The 15,715-nt window shown below is 62.4% G+C and carries 17 protein-coding genes and 3 tRNA genes; 6 read left to right on the forward strand and 14 right to left on the reverse strand.

Features of this window, described 5'->3' with window-relative positions:
- Positions 1-203: 203 nt before the first annotated feature.
- The 6 genes from RIN56_13815 to RIN56_13840 form a co-directional block, all read right to left on the reverse strand.
- Positions 204-419 (reverse strand): hypothetical protein, encoded by a 216-nt coding sequence (locus RIN56_13815; GenBank protein ID MDR7867881.1) that lies wholly within the window; start codon positions 417-419, stop codon positions 204-206.
- A 152-nt stretch (positions 420-571) separates the two neighbouring features.
- Positions 572-647 (reverse strand) — tRNA-Trp (locus tag RIN56_13820).
- Positions 648-652: 5 nt separating this feature from the next.
- Positions 653-727, reverse strand: a tRNA-Gly gene (locus tag RIN56_13825).
- Between the two features lie 3 nt (positions 728-730).
- A tRNA-Asp gene (locus tag RIN56_13830) sits at positions 731-807 on the reverse strand.
- Positions 808-961: 154 nt separating this feature from the next.
- Positions 962-1,534, reverse strand: coding sequence for a hypothetical protein (locus RIN56_13835; protein ID MDR7867882.1), 573 nt, complete (start codon positions 1,532-1,534; stop codon positions 962-964).
- A 14-nt stretch (positions 1,535-1,548) separates the two neighbouring features.
- Positions 1,549-1,740 (reverse strand): hypothetical protein, encoded by a 192-nt coding sequence (locus RIN56_13840; GenBank protein ID MDR7867883.1) that lies wholly within the window; start codon positions 1,738-1,740, stop codon positions 1,549-1,551.
- Positions 1,741-1,894: 154 nt separating this feature from the next.
- Between RIN56_13840 and RIN56_13845 the strand changes: the two genes are divergently transcribed.
- The 6 genes from RIN56_13845 (at position 1,895) to RIN56_13870 (ending at position 5,592) form a co-directional block, all read left to right on the forward strand.
- Complete coding sequence (locus RIN56_13845; protein ID MDR7867884.1) at positions 1,895-2,506, forward strand: DNA-3-methyladenine glycosylase; 612 nt, start codon at positions 1,895-1,897, stop codon at positions 2,504-2,506.
- Positions 2,507-2,726: 220 nt separating this feature from the next.
- Positions 2,727-2,918 carry a hypothetical protein gene (locus RIN56_13850; protein MDR7867885.1) on the forward strand — a complete coding sequence of 64 codons (192 nt, stop codon included), beginning with the start codon at positions 2,727-2,729 and terminating at the stop codon, positions 2,916-2,918.
- 69 nt (positions 2,919-2,987) lie between these two features.
- Positions 2,988-3,407 carry a VOC family protein gene (locus tag RIN56_13855; GenBank protein MDR7867886.1) on the forward strand — a complete coding sequence of 140 codons (420 nt, stop codon included), beginning with the start codon at positions 2,988-2,990 and terminating at the stop codon, positions 3,405-3,407.
- 128 nt (positions 3,408-3,535) lie between these two features.
- Positions 3,536-3,949, forward strand: coding sequence for a GNAT family N-acetyltransferase (locus tag RIN56_13860; protein MDR7867887.1), 414 nt, complete (start codon positions 3,536-3,538; stop codon positions 3,947-3,949).
- A 169-nt stretch (positions 3,950-4,118) separates the two neighbouring features.
- On the forward strand, positions 4,119-4,709 hold the full coding sequence (locus RIN56_13865; protein ID MDR7867888.1) for a TetR family transcriptional regulator C-terminal domain-containing protein: 591 nt from the start codon (positions 4,119-4,121) through the stop codon (positions 4,707-4,709).
- Positions 4,710-4,791: 82 nt separating this feature from the next.
- A complete protein-coding gene (locus RIN56_13870; GenBank protein ID MDR7867889.1) occupies positions 4,792-5,592 on the forward strand; it encodes a nitroreductase family protein in 801 nt (266 codons plus the stop codon).
- Positions 5,593-5,680: 88 nt separating this feature from the next.
- On the opposite strand, the gene pyrE is transcribed toward RIN56_13870, so the two are convergent.
- The 8 genes from pyrE to RIN56_13910 all read right to left on the reverse strand — a co-directional run bounded on the left by pyrE (position 5,681) and on the right by RIN56_13910 (position 15,372).
- Positions 5,681-6,253 (reverse strand): orotate phosphoribosyltransferase, encoded by a 573-nt coding sequence (pyrE, locus tag RIN56_13875; GenBank protein MDR7867890.1) that lies wholly within the window; start codon positions 6,251-6,253, stop codon positions 5,681-5,683.
- Between the two features lies 1 nt (position 6,254).
- Positions 6,255-6,974 (reverse strand): orotidine-5'-phosphate decarboxylase, encoded by a 720-nt coding sequence (gene pyrF / locus RIN56_13880; GenBank protein MDR7867891.1) that lies wholly within the window; start codon positions 6,972-6,974, stop codon positions 6,255-6,257.
- 212 nt (positions 6,975-7,186) lie between these two features.
- Positions 7,187-8,095, reverse strand: a complete 909-nt coding sequence (locus tag RIN56_13885) for a dihydroorotate dehydrogenase (GenBank protein ID MDR7867892.1) — start codon at positions 8,093-8,095, stop codon at positions 7,187-7,189.
- Positions 8,095-8,811 carry a dihydroorotate dehydrogenase electron transfer subunit gene (locus RIN56_13890; GenBank protein MDR7867893.1) on the reverse strand — a complete coding sequence of 239 codons (717 nt, stop codon included), beginning with the start codon at positions 8,809-8,811 and terminating at the stop codon, positions 8,095-8,097. The genes RIN56_13885 and RIN56_13890 overlap by 1 nt, the downstream gene beginning before the upstream one ends.
- Before the next feature lie 46 nt (positions 8,812-8,857).
- Positions 8,858-12,079, reverse strand: coding sequence for a carbamoyl-phosphate synthase large subunit (gene carB, locus RIN56_13895; protein ID MDR7867894.1), 3,222 nt, complete (start codon positions 12,077-12,079; stop codon positions 8,858-8,860).
- A gap of 2 nt (positions 12,080-12,081) precedes the next feature.
- Complete coding sequence (carA, locus tag RIN56_13900) at positions 12,082-13,146, reverse strand: glutamine-hydrolyzing carbamoyl-phosphate synthase small subunit (protein MDR7867895.1); 1,065 nt, start codon at positions 13,144-13,146, stop codon at positions 12,082-12,084.
- Positions 13,143-14,432 carry a dihydroorotase gene (locus RIN56_13905; GenBank protein MDR7867896.1) on the reverse strand — a complete coding sequence of 430 codons (1,290 nt, stop codon included), beginning with the start codon at positions 14,430-14,432 and terminating at the stop codon, positions 13,143-13,145. The genes carA and RIN56_13905 overlap by 4 nt, the downstream gene beginning before the upstream one ends.
- Positions 14,416-15,372 (reverse strand): aspartate carbamoyltransferase catalytic subunit, encoded by a 957-nt coding sequence (locus tag RIN56_13910; GenBank protein MDR7867897.1) that lies wholly within the window; start codon positions 15,370-15,372, stop codon positions 14,416-14,418. Before RIN56_13910 ends, RIN56_13905 begins: the two co-directional genes overlap by 17 nt.
- Positions 15,373-15,715 lie beyond the last annotated feature (343 nt).

Consider the following 15,715-nt stretch of genomic DNA (forward strand, 5'->3'; position numbering starts at 1 on the left):
CTTTCTGCGCCAGGCGCCATAAAGGCGCCTTATCGTGTTATCCGTCCCCCTGAGCCGCGGCGCGGCAACCTCCTCGCCCCGCCTTTCCCGGAAACCCAAGGCAACGTAACCCGCCACGACAACCCCAAGAACAAAACCTGTTCCCAGGCCGATCGAAAATACGCGGAAAAACTCCGAATCCGTCACATCGACCCTCCTTGTCTTCAGCGCCCCCGCCCATGTTCGCGCAAGCGGAAATAACGGAAAGCCGCAACACTCATCTGTCCGTCACGGCCAAGCCTGCGCCGCGAAACCAGCCAGGCATACCCGCCTGCCACAAGCGCCGCGGCCACAATCGCGTAGAGCAGCGCCTCGCCCGTCTCGATCCCGGGCAAGCCTGTCCACCACCTCAACAGCTCATCATATAAATAATCAAGCATAACGCCCCAATCCTTTGCGGCCTTTTTCCAAATTGTATCATAATTTACATATATTTACAATAGATAATGCTAATATTCCCTCCCCTGTCAAATAAACCTGAACGCGAAAAAGCTCCCTGTATTAACAGGAAGCTTTTCCGCGTGTCTGATTATGGCAGGGGCAGAAGGACTTGAACCCTCAACCAACGGTTTTGGAGACCGCTACTCTACCAATTGAGCTATACCCCTATGAATGGAGCGGAAAACGAGATTCGAACTCGCGACCCTCGCCTTGGCAAGGCGATGCTCTACCACTGAGCTACTTCCGCAAATGGCGACCCCGAACGGATTTGAACCGTCGATCTCCGCCGTGACAGGGCGGCATGTTAGACCACTACACCACGGGGCCTTGCGAGATATTATATTACCATGCTTTCCGCTACTTTTCAAGCAGGAGTTCGCCTCTTTACGGCCGATTATCCTCCTCATCCGTCCCCATGCTCGCTCAATGCGTTGTTTACAATAATTTGCGCCTCCCCAAAAGGCGGGCCTGCCTCCTCCGTTCAGCGCATAATCGGAATCTGGATTCCGCCGGCAATAGTTTTGCGGTCGCCGTATAACCACCAGGACATACTCCCCTTGAGCGGCCCACTGACAATCGCCGCCGGCCCATGGACCGACATCCCCAGCCCAAGATTAAACCGCGGTTTTGGGGCAGTTATATTGACCCTCATTTGAGTCTCTTCCGTAATGACCAGTTTGCCCTTTTCAAACTTAGTGCTTTCCTGGACCTCCGCAGGAATTTCATAGTCCTTGCCGTTGACCTTAACGAAAATCTTGCCCTGCCGCCGGTCAAACTGCACATCGGTTTTCTCTTTTTCACCGGTAGCCGGATCGCTTTCTTTCGGCACATAAACAATCTCACGCGTATGAGTGCCTTGTCCCTGGACAAAAACCACCTGCGGCTCGCCCGGTTGCGATGGCTTGCCGTCGGTACTGACGTTAAGCTGCGGCCCTGCTGCGGTTATCCCCCGGCCATCCCGCCATAGACGCCACTCATGCCAGCCGGTCCCGAGCGCCGCGATCAGGATGGAAACGATGAGCAGGAACTTCCATTCCCGGGCGATAAACGCCATAATTCCAATCCCCCTCACAGGCCGCCGGTTAGTGCATAACGAACGATTTCAAGAGTAACGGCGCCAGCCAGAAACGACCATCCGGCAACACGAAGCACAAAGCTGGACACCGCCGACTTCATATCGGCGTCCAATTTTTTCAGCCACTCCACTTTCCCGCTGAGCACAGCGATTACGTGGGTCATCCAATTGATCAGCCAACTCATTACGTCACCTCCTGTTATATTATTATTCAAGCCGCCGCCAAATGGTCGCCCTCCCGGCTTTTTCAGCCCCGCGGCGTTATCGGCCTGATACCGATTGCCCCCCCTCGCCGGATAGTGTACTATAAAGCTGTATTACTGCAAATGGAGGTCTCCCATGACCAACCACACCCGCTGGCACGGCGCAGAGGCACACCTGGCCGCCTGCGACCCCGTCCTCGCCCGCATCATCGACGCCTACGGGCACTGTACCCTCAAGCCTCAGGCCGACTACTTCGCCGTCCTCTGCGAATCCATCGTCTCCCAGCAGCTCGCCGTCAAAGCCTCCGACGCCATCTACGCCCGCTTCGCCGCCCACTGCGGCGGCTCCCCCACCCCCGACGCCCTCCTCGCCACAGCGCCGGAAAAACTTCGCGAACTCGGCCTATCCGGCAAAAAAGCCGAATACATGCACGACCTCGCCGCCTGCTTCCACCGCGGCGTCATCACCCCCGCCGCCTTTCCCGCCATGACCGACGCAGAAATAATCGCCCAGCTCACAGCCGTCAAAGGGATCGGCGTCTGGACCGCCCACATGTTCCTCATCTTTGCCCTCAACCGTCCCGACATCCTGCCTGTCGGCGACTACGGCGTCCGCAAAGCCTTCCTCCTCTCCTACGGCCTCGACGCAATGCCCGGCGCCAGGCTCATGGAAAGCATCGCCCTCCCCTGGCGCCCGTGGCGGTCAATAGCCAGCTGGTACCTGTGGCGCAGCCTCGAAAACAAGTAACCGTCAGCGCCATACAGAGCCACCCCCAGCCCCTCTGCCGCAGCAAAGGGGCTTTTTTGTCCACTTTTCCCCTGGAAAAAAATGCATATTTTCATCCGGCTTATATGGTAATTTTTGTAAATTAATGATAATATAATTACACAAGCCGGAAGGAGATGGTGGCTGATGGTGTATTGGTACGTGGTGTTCTATGGACTGCTGTTCGCCATCGTGATGCGCAATGCGCGCTGAGAACAGTCAGCCTGTCGCCGCCCACGAAACCGCCCTGCGCGAGCTGCTGCTCGCCGCCGACCGCCTCGCCGCCCTCACCAACGACTGGTACCCGGACGAATACCGATACATAACCGCCGACCTCTTCGCCGCCCTCCTGGAGCTGCAACTCGCCGCAAGGAAAATGCCCTCCGGCCGCTGAGCATACCGCCGCCCCCATCCGGGCAGGCTAAAGCCGTCAGACACTCTCTATACAAACGGAGGTAGACGGATGGCCAACCTGTACCCGTACATCTTTTCCGATGACGCCAAAAAACAGGCTGAATTCTATGCGAAAGCCCTCAACGGGGAAATCTTCCTCGTCAAAACATTCGCCGACATGCCCAACGCCGACGCAGCAACGCGGGAGCGCCTCAAGGACAAAATCCTCCATCTCCGCCTGCGGGCGGCCGGACAGGTATTCTTCATGTCCGACTCGGTCATGGAGCCAGTCCAGCGAGGCAACGGTCTCGACCTCACCCTGGAATTCGCCGACGAAGAGGAGGCGCAGCGGGCCTTCGAAGGGCTGTCAGCGGGCGGCAAAATCCAGATGCCCTTCGCCAAACAATTCTGGGGCACCATGTCCGGCATGGTCGTAGACCCCTTCGGCGTCAGGTGGCAGATCGCCACCCAGTTCCCTTCCGACAATTGATGAATACCCGCAGTTTATAGAAAATGCAGCAACAGGGGCCGCTCCGGCTCCTGTCGTTTTTTCTTGCCTATCGCCGCCCCGCGGTGTAATATAGTGGCAATAGCTACTTTTCACCGTCAGGAGGACTCATGGGAAACATCGGCATCAGACCGTTCCATATCGAAGATTACGACCGGGCCGTCGAGATCTGGCGCCAAGCGGGCCTAGCGATAAGACCGGGCGATGATAAAGCCTCGATAAGCCGCACGCTGGAGCGCAATCCCGGTCTCTTCCTTGTCGCCTGCGCCGGCGGCGAAATCATCGGCACCGCCATCGGCGCCTACGACGGCCGCCGCGGGCACCTCTACCACCTCGCCGTCCTGCCCGCCTACCAGGGCCGGGGCATCGGCCGCCGCCTCATCGCCGCCGTCGGCCAGCGTCTCGCCGCCCTCGGCTGTCCCCAGCTCAACCTCTCCGTCAACCTCGACAACACCGCCGCCATCAAATTTTACGAAGCCATCGGCTTCGAAACCCGTGGCTATATGCTGAGCAAAACGCTATAAGCAACAACGAAACCCGACGCATATTCGCATCGGGTTTTATCTTTTTAGGATACCTATCGCCGACCGGCCGTCTACCCGCCTTGGGTTAGCCACAAACCCAGGCAGAAACTCCCACCCGCCATGAAATTTTTCCCTTGCATATTATAGATGACCGGTCTAATATATAAGCATGGATAAACAAAACGTTCGCCTCCACCTCATCGAAATAGGCGCCAAAGCCTTCATGGCCAAAGGGTACCACGCCGTCGGCCTCAAGGAAATCCTCGCCGCCGCACAGGTACCCAAAGGCTCCTTCTATTACTACTTCCGCTCCAAGGAAGACTTCTGCATCGCCATCATCGACCACTACATCCGCCTGTACGCCGAAAGGCACCTCACCATCCTCTTCGATAGCGCCCGGCCGGTCAGGGACCGCCTCCTCGCCTTCTTCGCCCAGGAAAAGGAATACTTCCGCGAAAAACAGTGCCAGCACGGCTGCCTGCTCGCCAAGCTCGCCCTCGAGATGGCCCTGCTCAGCGAACCCATCCGTGCCGAACTCCAACGCGGCATGAACGGCTGGATACGGACCGTCGCCGCCTGCCTCGCCGAAGGTGAGGCCGCCGACGAATTCACCCTCTTCCGCCCCCCCGCCGTCATGGCCGAATTCCTCTACGCCGCTTGGGCGGGCGCCATCACCCGCATGCAGGCCACCCAGTCCCTGGAGCCGCTCGACATCTTCATATCCTTCGCCGCCCGCGAGATCGGCGGCCAACCCTCATAATCCCTTCACCGTATAGTCGACCGGTCCACTATAGGCCTTGATCGCATAAAATATAAAAACTTCTAAGGAGAGTGTTGTCCATATGTTCACCGTCTCCCCCGCCTGTGTCAAATGCGGCATCTGTGCCGAGGTATGCCCCATAAGCATAATCGGCATGGACGAAACCGGGCCCAAACTGCTGAGCAAAGACGCCTGCATCCGCTGCGGCCACTGTGTCGCCTCCTGTCCCCACGCCGCCCTAGACCATAGCCTCGCCCCCCTCGCCGCCCAGTCGCCCCTCGGCGACTTCCCCGTCCTCGACGCCGACACCGCCGCCCGTTTCCTCCGCTCCCGCCGTTCCATCCGCCGCTACAAACCCGATGCCGTACCCAAAGAAACGCTCCTCAAGCTCCTCGACATCGCCCGCTTCGCCCCCACCGGCGGCAACAGCCAGGGCCTTTCCTACCTCGTCGTCAGCGACCGCTCCCTCCTGCGCAAACTCAGCGACGCCACCCTCGACTGGATGGAAGAACAGATAAACGCCGGCGTCTCCTGGATCAAACCTTATGCCCAGGTAGTCCGGCGCTACCGGCAGGGCAACCTCGACATCTTCCGCAATGCCCCCCACCTCATCGTCGCCCTCGCGCCCAAAAATTTCCCCATCGGCGAAAAAAACACCCGCTACTCCCTCGCCTACGCCGAGCTCTACGCGCCCTCCCTCGGCCTTGGCACCTGCTGGTCGGGGTTCTTCGAAATGTGCGCCTTCGCCGGCTACCCCGCAATCTACGACCTGCTAGCCGTTCCCGAAAACATGGCGATCACCGGCGCCATCTTCTGCGGCTACCCCGTATACCGCTACCACCGCCTCGTCGACCGCAACCCCCTCGCCGTCGACTGGCGTTAAACAGTCAGGCGGGCGATAAAGGCCCATTCTAGGCCGCCTGAAGAAAAAGCCTGACACTCCCGTGTCAGGCTTTTTCTTCTTCCCTGGGTTACTTACCGGTACGCCCCCGCTTGGTAATCGGCGTCCCGGCCTGGCAAAGCGGGCAGGCGTCAGGCTGGTATGTAGGCACCGCCAGCTTCAGCAGCGCCTCCGTCCGCACCCCGAAGTCGGCCTTGCCGCCGCTGCGGTCGACCAGCAGCGCCACCCCGGCCACCTCGCCGCCCTGCTCCTTCACCACTTCCAGCACCTCGTGCACCGAGCCGCCGGTCGTGACGATATCCTCCACTACCAGCACCTTCTCGCCGGGGGCGATGGCGAAGCCGCGTCTGAGCGTCATCTTCCCGTTTTCCCGCTCGGTGAAGATGGCGCGGGTCCCGAGGTTCTTGCCCACCTCGTGGGCGAGGATGATGCCGCCCGTAACCGGGCCGACCACCACCTGTATCCCGGCGTCCCTGAACCGCTCGGCCAGCGCCGCGCACAGCCTGGCCGTATGCTCCGGCCACTGCAGCACCTGAAACTTCTCCACGTACAGCGGGCTGTGCAGCCCCGAGGTCAGCAGGAAATGCCCCTCCAGGATCGCCCCGGTATCGACCAGCAGCTTCCTTACCGCCGCTTCCTCCATGCTATGCCTCCTCCATTTCCCGCAAAATCGCCAGCGCCGCCGCCCGCGGCTCGGGCGCGGCCGTGATCGGCCGTCCCACCACCAGATGGCTGGCCCCGGCCCTTAAAGCCCCGGCCGGCGTCGCCACCCTGCTCTGATCGTTGACCGCGCTACCGGCCGGCCGCACGCCGGGCGTCACGATGAGGAAATCCGGCCCGCACGCCGCCCGGATGGCGGCCGCCTCCTGAGGCGACGCCACCACCCCGTCCAGCCCGGCTTCCCGGGCCATCTCCGCCAGGCGGACCGCCTGGACACCGATCGGCAGGGCGCAGTTCAGCCTTGTCCACTCGGCCTCGTCCATGCTCGTCAGCACCGTCACCGCGATCAGCTTCGGCCGCGGCCGGCCGCTCGTCGCCGCCGCCTCCACCGCCGCCGTCGCGGCCCCCTTCATCATCGCCAACCCGCCGGACGCATGGAAATTGACCATCGTCGCCCCCAGCCAGGATAGCACCTTGGCGCTCTGGCTCACCGTGTTGGGTATGTCGTGCAGCTTAAGATCGAGAAAAACCTCCTTGCCGGCCGCACGCAGAAAGCGGACCGCCTCGCCGCCCACGGCATAGAAAAGCTCCATCCCCACCTTGTAATGCCCCACCGCGTCGCCCAGCTCGGCCACCAGCCTCTGGACCTTATCGATATCGGGAAAGTCAAGAGCCACAATTAGACGATTATCGCTCACTCGCATCCGTCCCTTCCGTTCCTATGCGCAGGCCGTTCAGAGCCCCATATGCAAGGCGCACCGGAAACCCGCGCAGCGCCGCGTACTTATGTGCGTACGCAAGCAAGCGGGTTGAGGAGCAAGTGCGCAAGTTCTTGGCGCGACAGCGCCTAGAACTGCGGCCTGCCCCTTGCGGGTACGCAGCAGAGGGGGCTATCAACGGCCTGCCCCAGTATAGCCTAAATACTATCGTTCACCCGGCCGACCAACTCGCTCACATGTTTTATCCCGCGCTCCACCAGGTAATCCCTGATGCCCTCGGCAATCTCCACGCTCGCCCGCGGGTTGACGAAGTTGGCGGTACCCACCGCCACCGCGCTTGCCCCGGCCAGCAGGAACTCGATCGCATCCTCAGCCGTCATGATGCCGCCCAGGCCGATGACCGGGCACTTCACCGCCCGCGCCACCTGCCAAACCATCCGGAGCGCCACCGGCTTGATCGCCGGCCCCGACAGGCCGCCCAGCACATTGCCCAGCTCCGGCCGCCACCGGCGAATATCGATCGACATCCCCAGCAGCGTATTGATGAGCGACACCGCGTCGCTGCCGGCATCCTCGGCCGCCTTGGCGATGCTCACGATATCGGTCACATTCGGCGACAGCTTGGTGATCACCGGCAGGCGCGTGTTCCTGCGCACCGCCGACACGACCGCTGCGGCGCTCGCGCAGTCTGTGCCGAAAGCGATGCCGCCCTCCTTGACGTTCGGGCAGGAGATGTTCAGCTCCAGGCCCGCCACCCCCGGCACACTCAGGCGCCTTGCCAGCTCGGCGAACTCGTCTGTCGTCGCGCCGGCGATATTGACGATTATCGGCGCGTCGTACGCCGCCAGCCCCGGCAGAATGCGGCTCACGAACTCGTCCGCCCCCGGATTCTCCAGCCCGATGCAGTTGAGCATCCCGGCCGGCGTCTCGGCGATGCGCCGCCCCTTGTTGCCGTCGCGCGGCGTCAGCGTCGTCCCCTTGACCACGATCGCGCCGATCTTGTTCAAATCGACGAAATCGGCGTACTCCGGCCCCGAGCCGAACGTGCCCGACGCCGTCATCACCGGCGTCTTCATCTTGATGCCCGCAATATCGACCGCCAACATCACAGCTCAAGCACCTCCTCCGCCCAGAACACCGGGCCGTCGCTGCACACCTTGCGGCGCTTGCCGTCGGTGCCGGCGCACGTGCACGACAGGCACGCCCCCACGCCGCAGGCCATATGGTCCTCGAACGAAATCTGACACGGGATGCCCTTATCTCTCGCCAGCCTCGCCACCCCCTCCATCATCCGCAGGGGGCCGCAGGCGTAAATGCGGTCATACTTGCAATTCTCCAGCAGCTCGGGCAGCAGGTTGACCGTGAACCCCTTGCGCCCCATCGAACCGTCGTCGGTCGTCACATGGATGCTGCGGCAGGCGCCGAGAAAAACATTCCGCCACCACAGCTCCTCCTTCGTCCGTCCGCCCATCAGCGCCGTCACCGGCTTGGGGCAAAGCGCCTTGGCCAGGAACAGCAGCGGCGCCAGACCCATGCCGCCGCCCACCAGCAGCGGCCGTTCGGTGTTCATATCGAAACCGTTGCCCAGCGGGCCCATGCAGTCCACGAACTCGCCCGGCGGCAGCGACGCCAGCAGGGCCGTCCCCTGGCCGACGATGCGGTAAATCACCGTGATATTGCCCACCTCGCGGTCTACCTCGGCGATGCTCAGCGGCCTGCGCAGCAGCGGGTGATAGCTCTCCCCCACCCGCACATGCACGAACTGGCCGGGCTTCGCCGTCCTGGCGATTGCCGGCGCGCCGAGAGTCAGCCGCTTGATCATCGGTGCGAGGCTGAAATGCTCGATGACGATGCCGTCGGCCACAGTCTTAGACAAGCGCGTCTCCTCCCCCCACGTAATCCTGGAGGGCGAGCACATACACCAGCCGCCGCTCCTTCATTACCTCCAGCACCCGCAGCACCTCGTTGGCCGTGTCGATCGACGTCAGGCAGGGGATGGCGTGCTCCACCGTCGCCCGGCGGATGCGGAACCCGTCCCGCTCCGGCTCCTTGCCCTGGGTCAGGGTGTTGATAACCATATTTATCTTGCCGGCCTTGATAAGATCGATGATATTTATGCCCGATTCGCGCACCTTGAAAACCGTATATACTTCCAGGCCCAGTCCCTGCAGGTACCTGGCCGTCCCCTCGGTCGCAATCAGCTTATAGCCCAGCTCGACAAAACTTTTCGCCAGTTCCCCGGCCTCTTCCTTGTCTTTGTCGGCGACGGTGAACAGCACCGCGCCGGAGGCAGGGATGTTCATTCCCGCCGCCGTGATCGCCTTATAAAGCGCCCGCGCGTAGTTGAAGTCCACGCCCATCACCTCGCCGGTCGACTTCATCTCCGGCCCCAGCGATATATCCACCTGCTGCATCTTGGCGAACGAGAACACCGGCGCCTTCACCGCCGTATACTCCTGGTTGGGCAGCAGCCCGCCCGCGTAGCCCATCTCCCTGAGCGTGACGCCCATCGCCGCCTTGGTCGCCAGATCGACCATCGGCACATTGGTCACCTTGCTCAGGAAAGGGATGGTGCGGCTCGAGCGCGGGTTGACCTCCAGCACGTACACCGCCTCGTCCACCACCACATACTGGATGTTGATCAGCCCCTTCACCTTCAGGGCGAGGGCCAGCTTATTCGTATATTCGACGATCGTGTCCATTACCGCCTGCGAAAGCGTCTGCGGCGGATACACAGCGATGCTGTCGCCCGAGTGCACCCCGGCCCGCTCCACATGCTCCATGATGCCGGGGATCAGCACCTCCGTCCCGTCGGCGATCGCGTCCACCTCCACCTCGGTGCCCATCATATAGCGGTCGACCAGCACCGGGTGCTCGGCGGAAGCCTTCACGGCGTAGCGCATATAATCCATCAGCTCGGCGACATTATAGACGATCTCCATCGCCCGGCCGCCCAGCACATAAGACGGCCTCACCACCACCGGGAAGCCCACCTTCCCGGCCGCGGCCACCGCCTCCTCGGCATTCGTCACCGTCGTGCCCTTCGGCCGCGGGATGCCCAGCCTCTCCAGCAGCGCGTCGAACTTCTCGCGGTCCTCCGCCTGGTCGATATCGCCCACCGCCGTGCCGAAGATCGGCACCCCGGCCCTGGCCAGCGGCCCGGCCAGGTTGATCGCCGTCTGGCCGCCGAACTGGACGATTACCCCCTCCGGCTTCTCCTTCTCGACGATGTTCAGCACGTCCTCGGCCGTCAGCGGCTCGAAATACAGCCGGTCCGACGTATCGAAATCGGTGCTCACCGTCTCGGGGTTGTTATTCACGATGATCGACTCGAAGCCCATATCGCGGAGAGCCCACACCGAATGGACCGAGCAGTAGTCGAACTCGATCCCCTGGCCGATGCGGATCGGGCCCGACCCCAGCACCAGCACCTTGCGGCGGCCGGTCGTCGTCACCTCGTCCTCCTGGGCGTACGTCGAGTAGTAGTAAGGCGTCACCGCCTCGAACTCGGCCGCGCACGTATCCACCATCTTATAGCACGGCGTTATCCCTTTATCCTTGCGGAGCTGGCGGATATAGTCGGTCGTGCAGCCCGTCAGCTCGGCGATCGAGCGGTCGGCAAAACCCATCTTCTTGGCCGCCGCCAGCAGTTCGCCGGTCAGGTTCTGCTCCTTCAGCCGTTTTTCCATCGCCACGATAGCGGCGATCTTGCCGATGAACCAGCGGTCGATCGCCGTCACCTTGCAAATATCCTCGATGCTTATGCCGCGGCGCAGCGCCTCGGCAATCACAAACGCCCGCTCGTCGTTGGCCAGCTTCAGGTTGTCGCGGACCTTCTCGGTGCTCAGCGCGGCAATCTCCGGGATATGAAGGCGATGCAGGCCGATCTCCAGCGAGCGGACCGCCTTTAAAAGCGCCCCCTCGAACGACCGGTCGATCGCCATCACCTCGCCTGTCGCCTTCATCTGCGTGCCGAGGATGCGGTCGGCGAAATTGAACTTATCGAACGGCCAGCGCGGGAACTTCACCACGCAGTAGTCGAGCGTCGGCTCGTGGCAGGCCTTGGTTTTCTCCGTCACCGCATTCACAATCTCGTCCAGGTGGTAGCCGATGGCGATCTTGCTCGCCACCTTGGCGATCGGGTAACCCGTCGCCTTCGACGCCAGCGCCGACGAACGGCTCACCCGCGGATTGACCTCGATGACGTAATACTGAGTGCTGTGCGGGTCGAGAGCATACTGCACGTTGCAGCCCCCCTCGATGCCCAGCGCGCGGATGATCGTCAGCGACGCCGTCCGCAGCATCTGGTACTCGTAGTCGGTCAGCGTCTGCGACGGCGCCACCACGATGCTGTCGCCAGTGTGGATGCCCACCGGGTCGAAATTCTCCATATTACAGACCGTGATGCAGGTATTGTTCGCATCCCGCATCACCTCGTACTCGATCTCCTTCCAGCCGGCCACGCTCCGCTCCACCAGCACCTGGCCGATGGGGCTGTGCTTCAGACCGCGGATGACGATATCCCTCAGCTCGGCATCGTTCGCCGCGATGCCGCCGCCCGTGCCGCCCAGCGTATAAGCCGGCCGGACGATGAGCGGGAAGCCGATCTTGGCCGCGAACGCCTGCGCGCTCGCCAAGTCCTCCACGATCACGCTCTCCGGCACCGGCTGGCCGATCTCCTCCATCGTCTGCTTGAAAAGCTCGCGATCCTCGGCCTTCCTGATCGCCTCCAGCGGCGTCCCCAGCAGCACCACGCCGTACTTTTCCAGCACGCCGCGCTTCGCCACCTCGACCGCCATATTCAGTCCCACCTGGCCGCCGAGCGTCGGCAGCAGCCCGTCCGGCCGCTCCTTATCGATAACCTCGGCCACGAACTCAGGGGTGATCGGCTCGATATACACCCGGTCGGCGATATTCGCATCCGTCATAATCGTTGCCGGGTTGGAGTTTATCAGCACCACCTCGAGGCCCTCCTCCTTGAGGGCCCGGCAGGCCTGGGTGCCGGCGTAGTCGAACTCGGCCGCCTGGCCGATCACGATCGGCCCCGACCCGATAACCATAACCTTCTTCAGCTTAGTATTCTTCGGCACCTTTACCCCTCCTTCCGCAGCAGCTCCATATATTCGGCGAATAAATACGTGTTATCGTCCGGTCCCGGCGCCGCCTCAGGGTGGTACTGCACCGAAAAGATCGGCAGCGCCTTGTGCTTCATCCCCTCGATCGTCCCGTCGTTCACCGCCCGGTGGGTCACGATATAATCCTTGCCGTCCAGCGTCGCCTCCGCCACCGCGTAGCCGTGGTTCTGCGACGTTATATACACCCGGCCGGTCGCCACATCCTTCACAGGATGATTCGCGCCGCGGTGGCCGAACTTCAGCTTGTACGTATCAGCGCCCGATGCCAGCGCCAGCAGCTGGTGCCCCAGGCAGATGCCGAAAATCGGCTTCCTGCCCATCAGTTCCTTCACCGCCTGAATCGACTTCGGCACATCCTTCGGGTCGCCCGGGCCGTTCGACAGAAACACCCCCGCGAACCCGCGGCCCAAGATCTCCGCCGCCGGCGTATCGGCCGGGAACACCGTCAGGTCGCAGCCCGCCTTCACCAGCGAATTCAGGATATTGCGTTTGATGCCGTAATCCAGCACCGCCACCCGCGGCCCCTCGGCCGGCATGCGGTACACCTCCTTGGGCGTCACCTCCGCCACCACATCGAGCTCCGGCGGGCGGCCGAACAGTGCCTTTATCTCCTCCGCCCCCGCCTCCGCGGGCACGATAACACCCTTCATCGTCCCCGCCGAGCGGATGCGGCGCGTCACCGCCCGCGTATCCACCCCGTGGATGCACGGGATGCCGCGGCTCAGCAGATACTGCGGCAGGCTGCACTCCGTCTGCCAGTTGCTCGGCTCGCCGGCCAGCTCGCTGATCACGAACCCCCGCACATAAGACTTTATCGCCTGGTCGTATATCGCCGCCGTACCGTAATTGCCGATCAGCGGATACGTCATCGTCACGATCTGGCCGCAGTACGAAGGATCGGTCAGCACCTCCTGGTAGCCGGTCATGCCCGTGTTGAACACAACCTCGCCCACCGCCCGCTCGCGGCTTATCACCTCGCCGGCGAAAACGCTGCCGTCCTCCAGAATAAGCTTTCCTATCATCCGCACACCTCCCCGTTCCTCATCGCAAAGCGTCCGCCGACAATCGTCGCCACCGCCCTGCCTTTAAGCCGCTTACCCTCAAACGGGGTGCATTTGCCCCGCGTATAAAACCTCTCGCTTTCCACCGTCCACTCCGCCTCCGGGTCCAGCACCGTAATATCGGCCGCCGCCCCCGCCTTCAGGCTGCCCGCCTCCAGGCCGAGCACGCGCGCCGGCGCCGCCGTCAGCTTCTCCACGACCTCCGGCAGCGTCAGCTTGCCGCTGTGGTAAAGCCCCGTCAGCACCACGCCCGCCGCCGTCTCCAGGCCAGCGAACCCGCTTGGCGCGTAGCGGAACTCCATATCCTTCTCCTCATAAGCGTGCGGCGCATGGTCGGTCGCGATACAATCGATCGTCCCGTCCTTCAGCCCGGCCACCAGCGCGTCCACATGCTCGCGCGACCGCAGCGGCGGATTCACCTTCGTCGCCGGGTCGTAGCCGACCACTGCCTCATCCGTCAGCGTCAGATTATGGGGCGTAGCCTCGGCCGTCACCTTCGCGCCCCGCGCCTTGGCCCGGCGGATAAGTTCCACCGCCCCCGCCGTGCTCACATGGGCCACATGCAGCCTGCCGCCCGTATACTCCGCCAGCATAATATCGCGGCCTACCGCGATATCCTCGGCCACCGCCGGCCGGCCCTTCAGGCCCAGCATCGCCGACACCGCGCCCTCGTGCATAAAGCCGTCCTCGACCAGCGACTCCTCCTCCGCGTGCGAGATAATCAGCCCGCCGAACATACCGGCGTACTCCAGCCCCGTCCGCAGGATGCGGGCGCTGTTCACATGGTGGCCGTCGTCCGACAGCGCCACCGCCCCGGCCAGCAGCATATCGCCGACCTCCGCCAGCTCCTTGCCCTCCTGGCCCTTCGTCAGCGCGCCGATCACCTTCACATTCACAACGCCCTCGAGCTCGGCGCGGCGCATCAGGCCGTTCACCAGCACCGCGTTATCCACCGCCGGCCGCGTGTTCGGCATACTGCACACCGTCGTAAACCCGCCGGCCGCAGCCGCCCGCGTCCCCGAAGCGAAATCCTCCTTCGCCTCCTGGCCGGGCTCGCGCAGATGCGCGTGCATATCGATAAAACCGGGCGCTACCACCAGACCGCGGGCGTCGAAAACCTCCGCCCCGCCGGCGTCGATATCGCCGCCGATCCTCGCGATCACGCCGTCCTCGATCAAAACATCGCCAACCTTATCAAGCTTCTGCGCCGGGTCGATTATCCGGCCGCCCTTAAGCAGTAGTTTCAACTTTAGTCCCTCCCATCAGCACAAGGAACAGAATCGCCATTCGCACAGCCAGGCCGTTCTTCACCTGCTCCTGGATGACCGACTGATCGCTGTACGCCACATCAGGCGAGATCTCCAGCCCCCGGTTCATCGGGCCGGGATGCATCACCAGCGCGTCCGGCTTGGCCAGATTCAGCCTCGCCTTATTTATCCCGAAAATGCGCGCATACTCGCGGGCCGTCGGGAAAAGCCCCTTCTGCTGCCGCTCCTTCTGGATACGGAGGATATTCACCACATCCGCCCCCTCCAGCGCCGGCTCCACCCGGTCGTACACCTGCACACCCATCCGGTCCATATCGCGGGGCAGCAGCGTCCGCGGACCCGCCACCCGCACCTCGGCCCCCAGCTTTAAGAGCGCCCAGATATTCGAGCGCGCCACCCGGCTGTGGAGGATATCGCCCACGATCGCCACCTTCAGCCCGGCGATATCGCCCTTCTTCTCCTTGATCGAAAACATATCCAGCAGACCCTGGGTCGGATGCTCGTGCTGCCCGTCGCCGGCATTAACGATCACCGGCTTCACCACCTTGGCCGCGTAATGCGACGACCCCTCGGCCTCGTGACGCATCACGATCACATCCACCCCCATCGCCTCCACCGTCAGCAGCGTGTCCCGCAGGCTCTCGCCCTTCACCACGCTAGAGGCGCTTGTCGTGATATTCACCACATCCGCCCCCAGATACTTGCCGGCCAGCTCGAAAGAAGTCCTCGTCCGCGTACTCGGCTCGAAGAACAGATTCACGATCGACTTGCCCCTCAGCGTCGGCACCTTCTTAATATCCCGGTCGATGATATTCTTCATCTCGCGGGCCGTGTCGAGAATCAGCTCCATCTCCGGCACGCTCATGCCCTGCAGCTCCAAAATATCCCGTCCGCGCAGCGAAACCTGGCTTTTCGTCATCAGCCTCTCTCCTCCCGTTCTCTCTTCCATATGATACCCAAGCCTGGCTCCCCGCTTCCCGGACAAATTAAAGCCCTCTCGGCACACCAAGGCGCGAGAAGGCCATACAAACCCTTCGTATAGTTCCCTTCCCGGCCTCGCAGGACCAGCTTAAAGGTACCATATTATCACAATAGCCTCCCCGCGTGTGAGCACGCAAGAAGGCCAATCCCTCGGCATCAGATCCTTCCCGGTCTCACAGGACCAGTTTAAAGGCTATTATGTTATTGTCAATATTCTACCACCTACATTTTGTGCCTGTCAATAGGGGAAGGCGCTTCAAAAATCCATCTGCGGCGTTGCT

The organism is Sporomusaceae bacterium, assembly GCA_031460455.1.
Classification (GTDB): domain Bacteria; phylum Bacillota; class Negativicutes; order Sporomusales; family UBA7701; genus Anaeroselena.

What these genes read in the sequence shown, in the direction of transcription:
- RIN56_13815 (MDR7867881.1), bottom strand. Translation starts at nt 419, where the DNA reads ATGCTTGATTATTTATATGATGAGCTGTTGAGGTGGTGGACAGGCTTG.
- RIN56_13835 (MDR7867882.1), bottom strand. Translation starts at nt 1,534, where the DNA reads ATGGCGTTTATCGCCCGGGAATGGAAGTTCCTGCTCATCGTTTCCATC.
- RIN56_13840 (MDR7867883.1), bottom strand. Translation starts at nt 1,740, where the DNA reads ATGAGTTGGCTGATCAATTGGATGACCCACGTAATCGCTGTGCTCAGC.
- RIN56_13845 (MDR7867884.1), top strand. Translation starts at nt 1,895, where the DNA reads ATGACCAACCACACCCGCTGGCACGGCGCAGAGGCACACCTGGCCGCC.
- RIN56_13850 (MDR7867885.1), top strand. Translation starts at nt 2,727, where the DNA reads ATGCGCGCTGAGAACAGTCAGCCTGTCGCCGCCCACGAAACCGCCCTG.
- RIN56_13855 (MDR7867886.1), top strand. Translation starts at nt 2,988, where the DNA reads ATGGCCAACCTGTACCCGTACATCTTTTCCGATGACGCCAAAAAACAG.
- RIN56_13860 (MDR7867887.1), top strand. Translation starts at nt 3,536, where the DNA reads ATGGGAAACATCGGCATCAGACCGTTCCATATCGAAGATTACGACCGG.
- RIN56_13865 (MDR7867888.1), top strand. Translation starts at nt 4,119, where the DNA reads ATGGATAAACAAAACGTTCGCCTCCACCTCATCGAAATAGGCGCCAAA.
- RIN56_13870 (MDR7867889.1), top strand. Translation starts at nt 4,792, where the DNA reads ATGTTCACCGTCTCCCCCGCCTGTGTCAAATGCGGCATCTGTGCCGAG.
- pyrE (MDR7867890.1), bottom strand. Translation starts at nt 6,253, where the DNA reads ATGGAGGAAGCGGCGGTAAGGAAGCTGCTGGTCGATACCGGGGCGATC.
- pyrF (MDR7867891.1), bottom strand. Translation starts at nt 6,974, where the DNA reads ATGCGAGTGAGCGATAATCGTCTAATTGTGGCTCTTGACTTTCCCGAT.
- RIN56_13885 (MDR7867892.1), bottom strand. Translation starts at nt 8,095, where the DNA reads ATGTTGGCGGTCGATATTGCGGGCATCAAGATGAAGACGCCGGTGATG.
- RIN56_13890 (MDR7867893.1), bottom strand. Translation starts at nt 8,811, where the DNA reads ATGATCAAGCGGCTGACTCTCGGCGCGCCGGCAATCGCCAGGACGGCG.
- carA (MDR7867895.1), bottom strand. Translation starts at nt 13,146, where the DNA reads ATGATAGGAAAGCTTATTCTGGAGGACGGCAGCGTTTTCGCCGGCGAG.
- RIN56_13910 (MDR7867897.1), bottom strand. Translation starts at nt 15,372, where the DNA reads ATGACGAAAAGCCAGGTTTCGCTGCGCGGACGGGATATTTTGGAGCTG.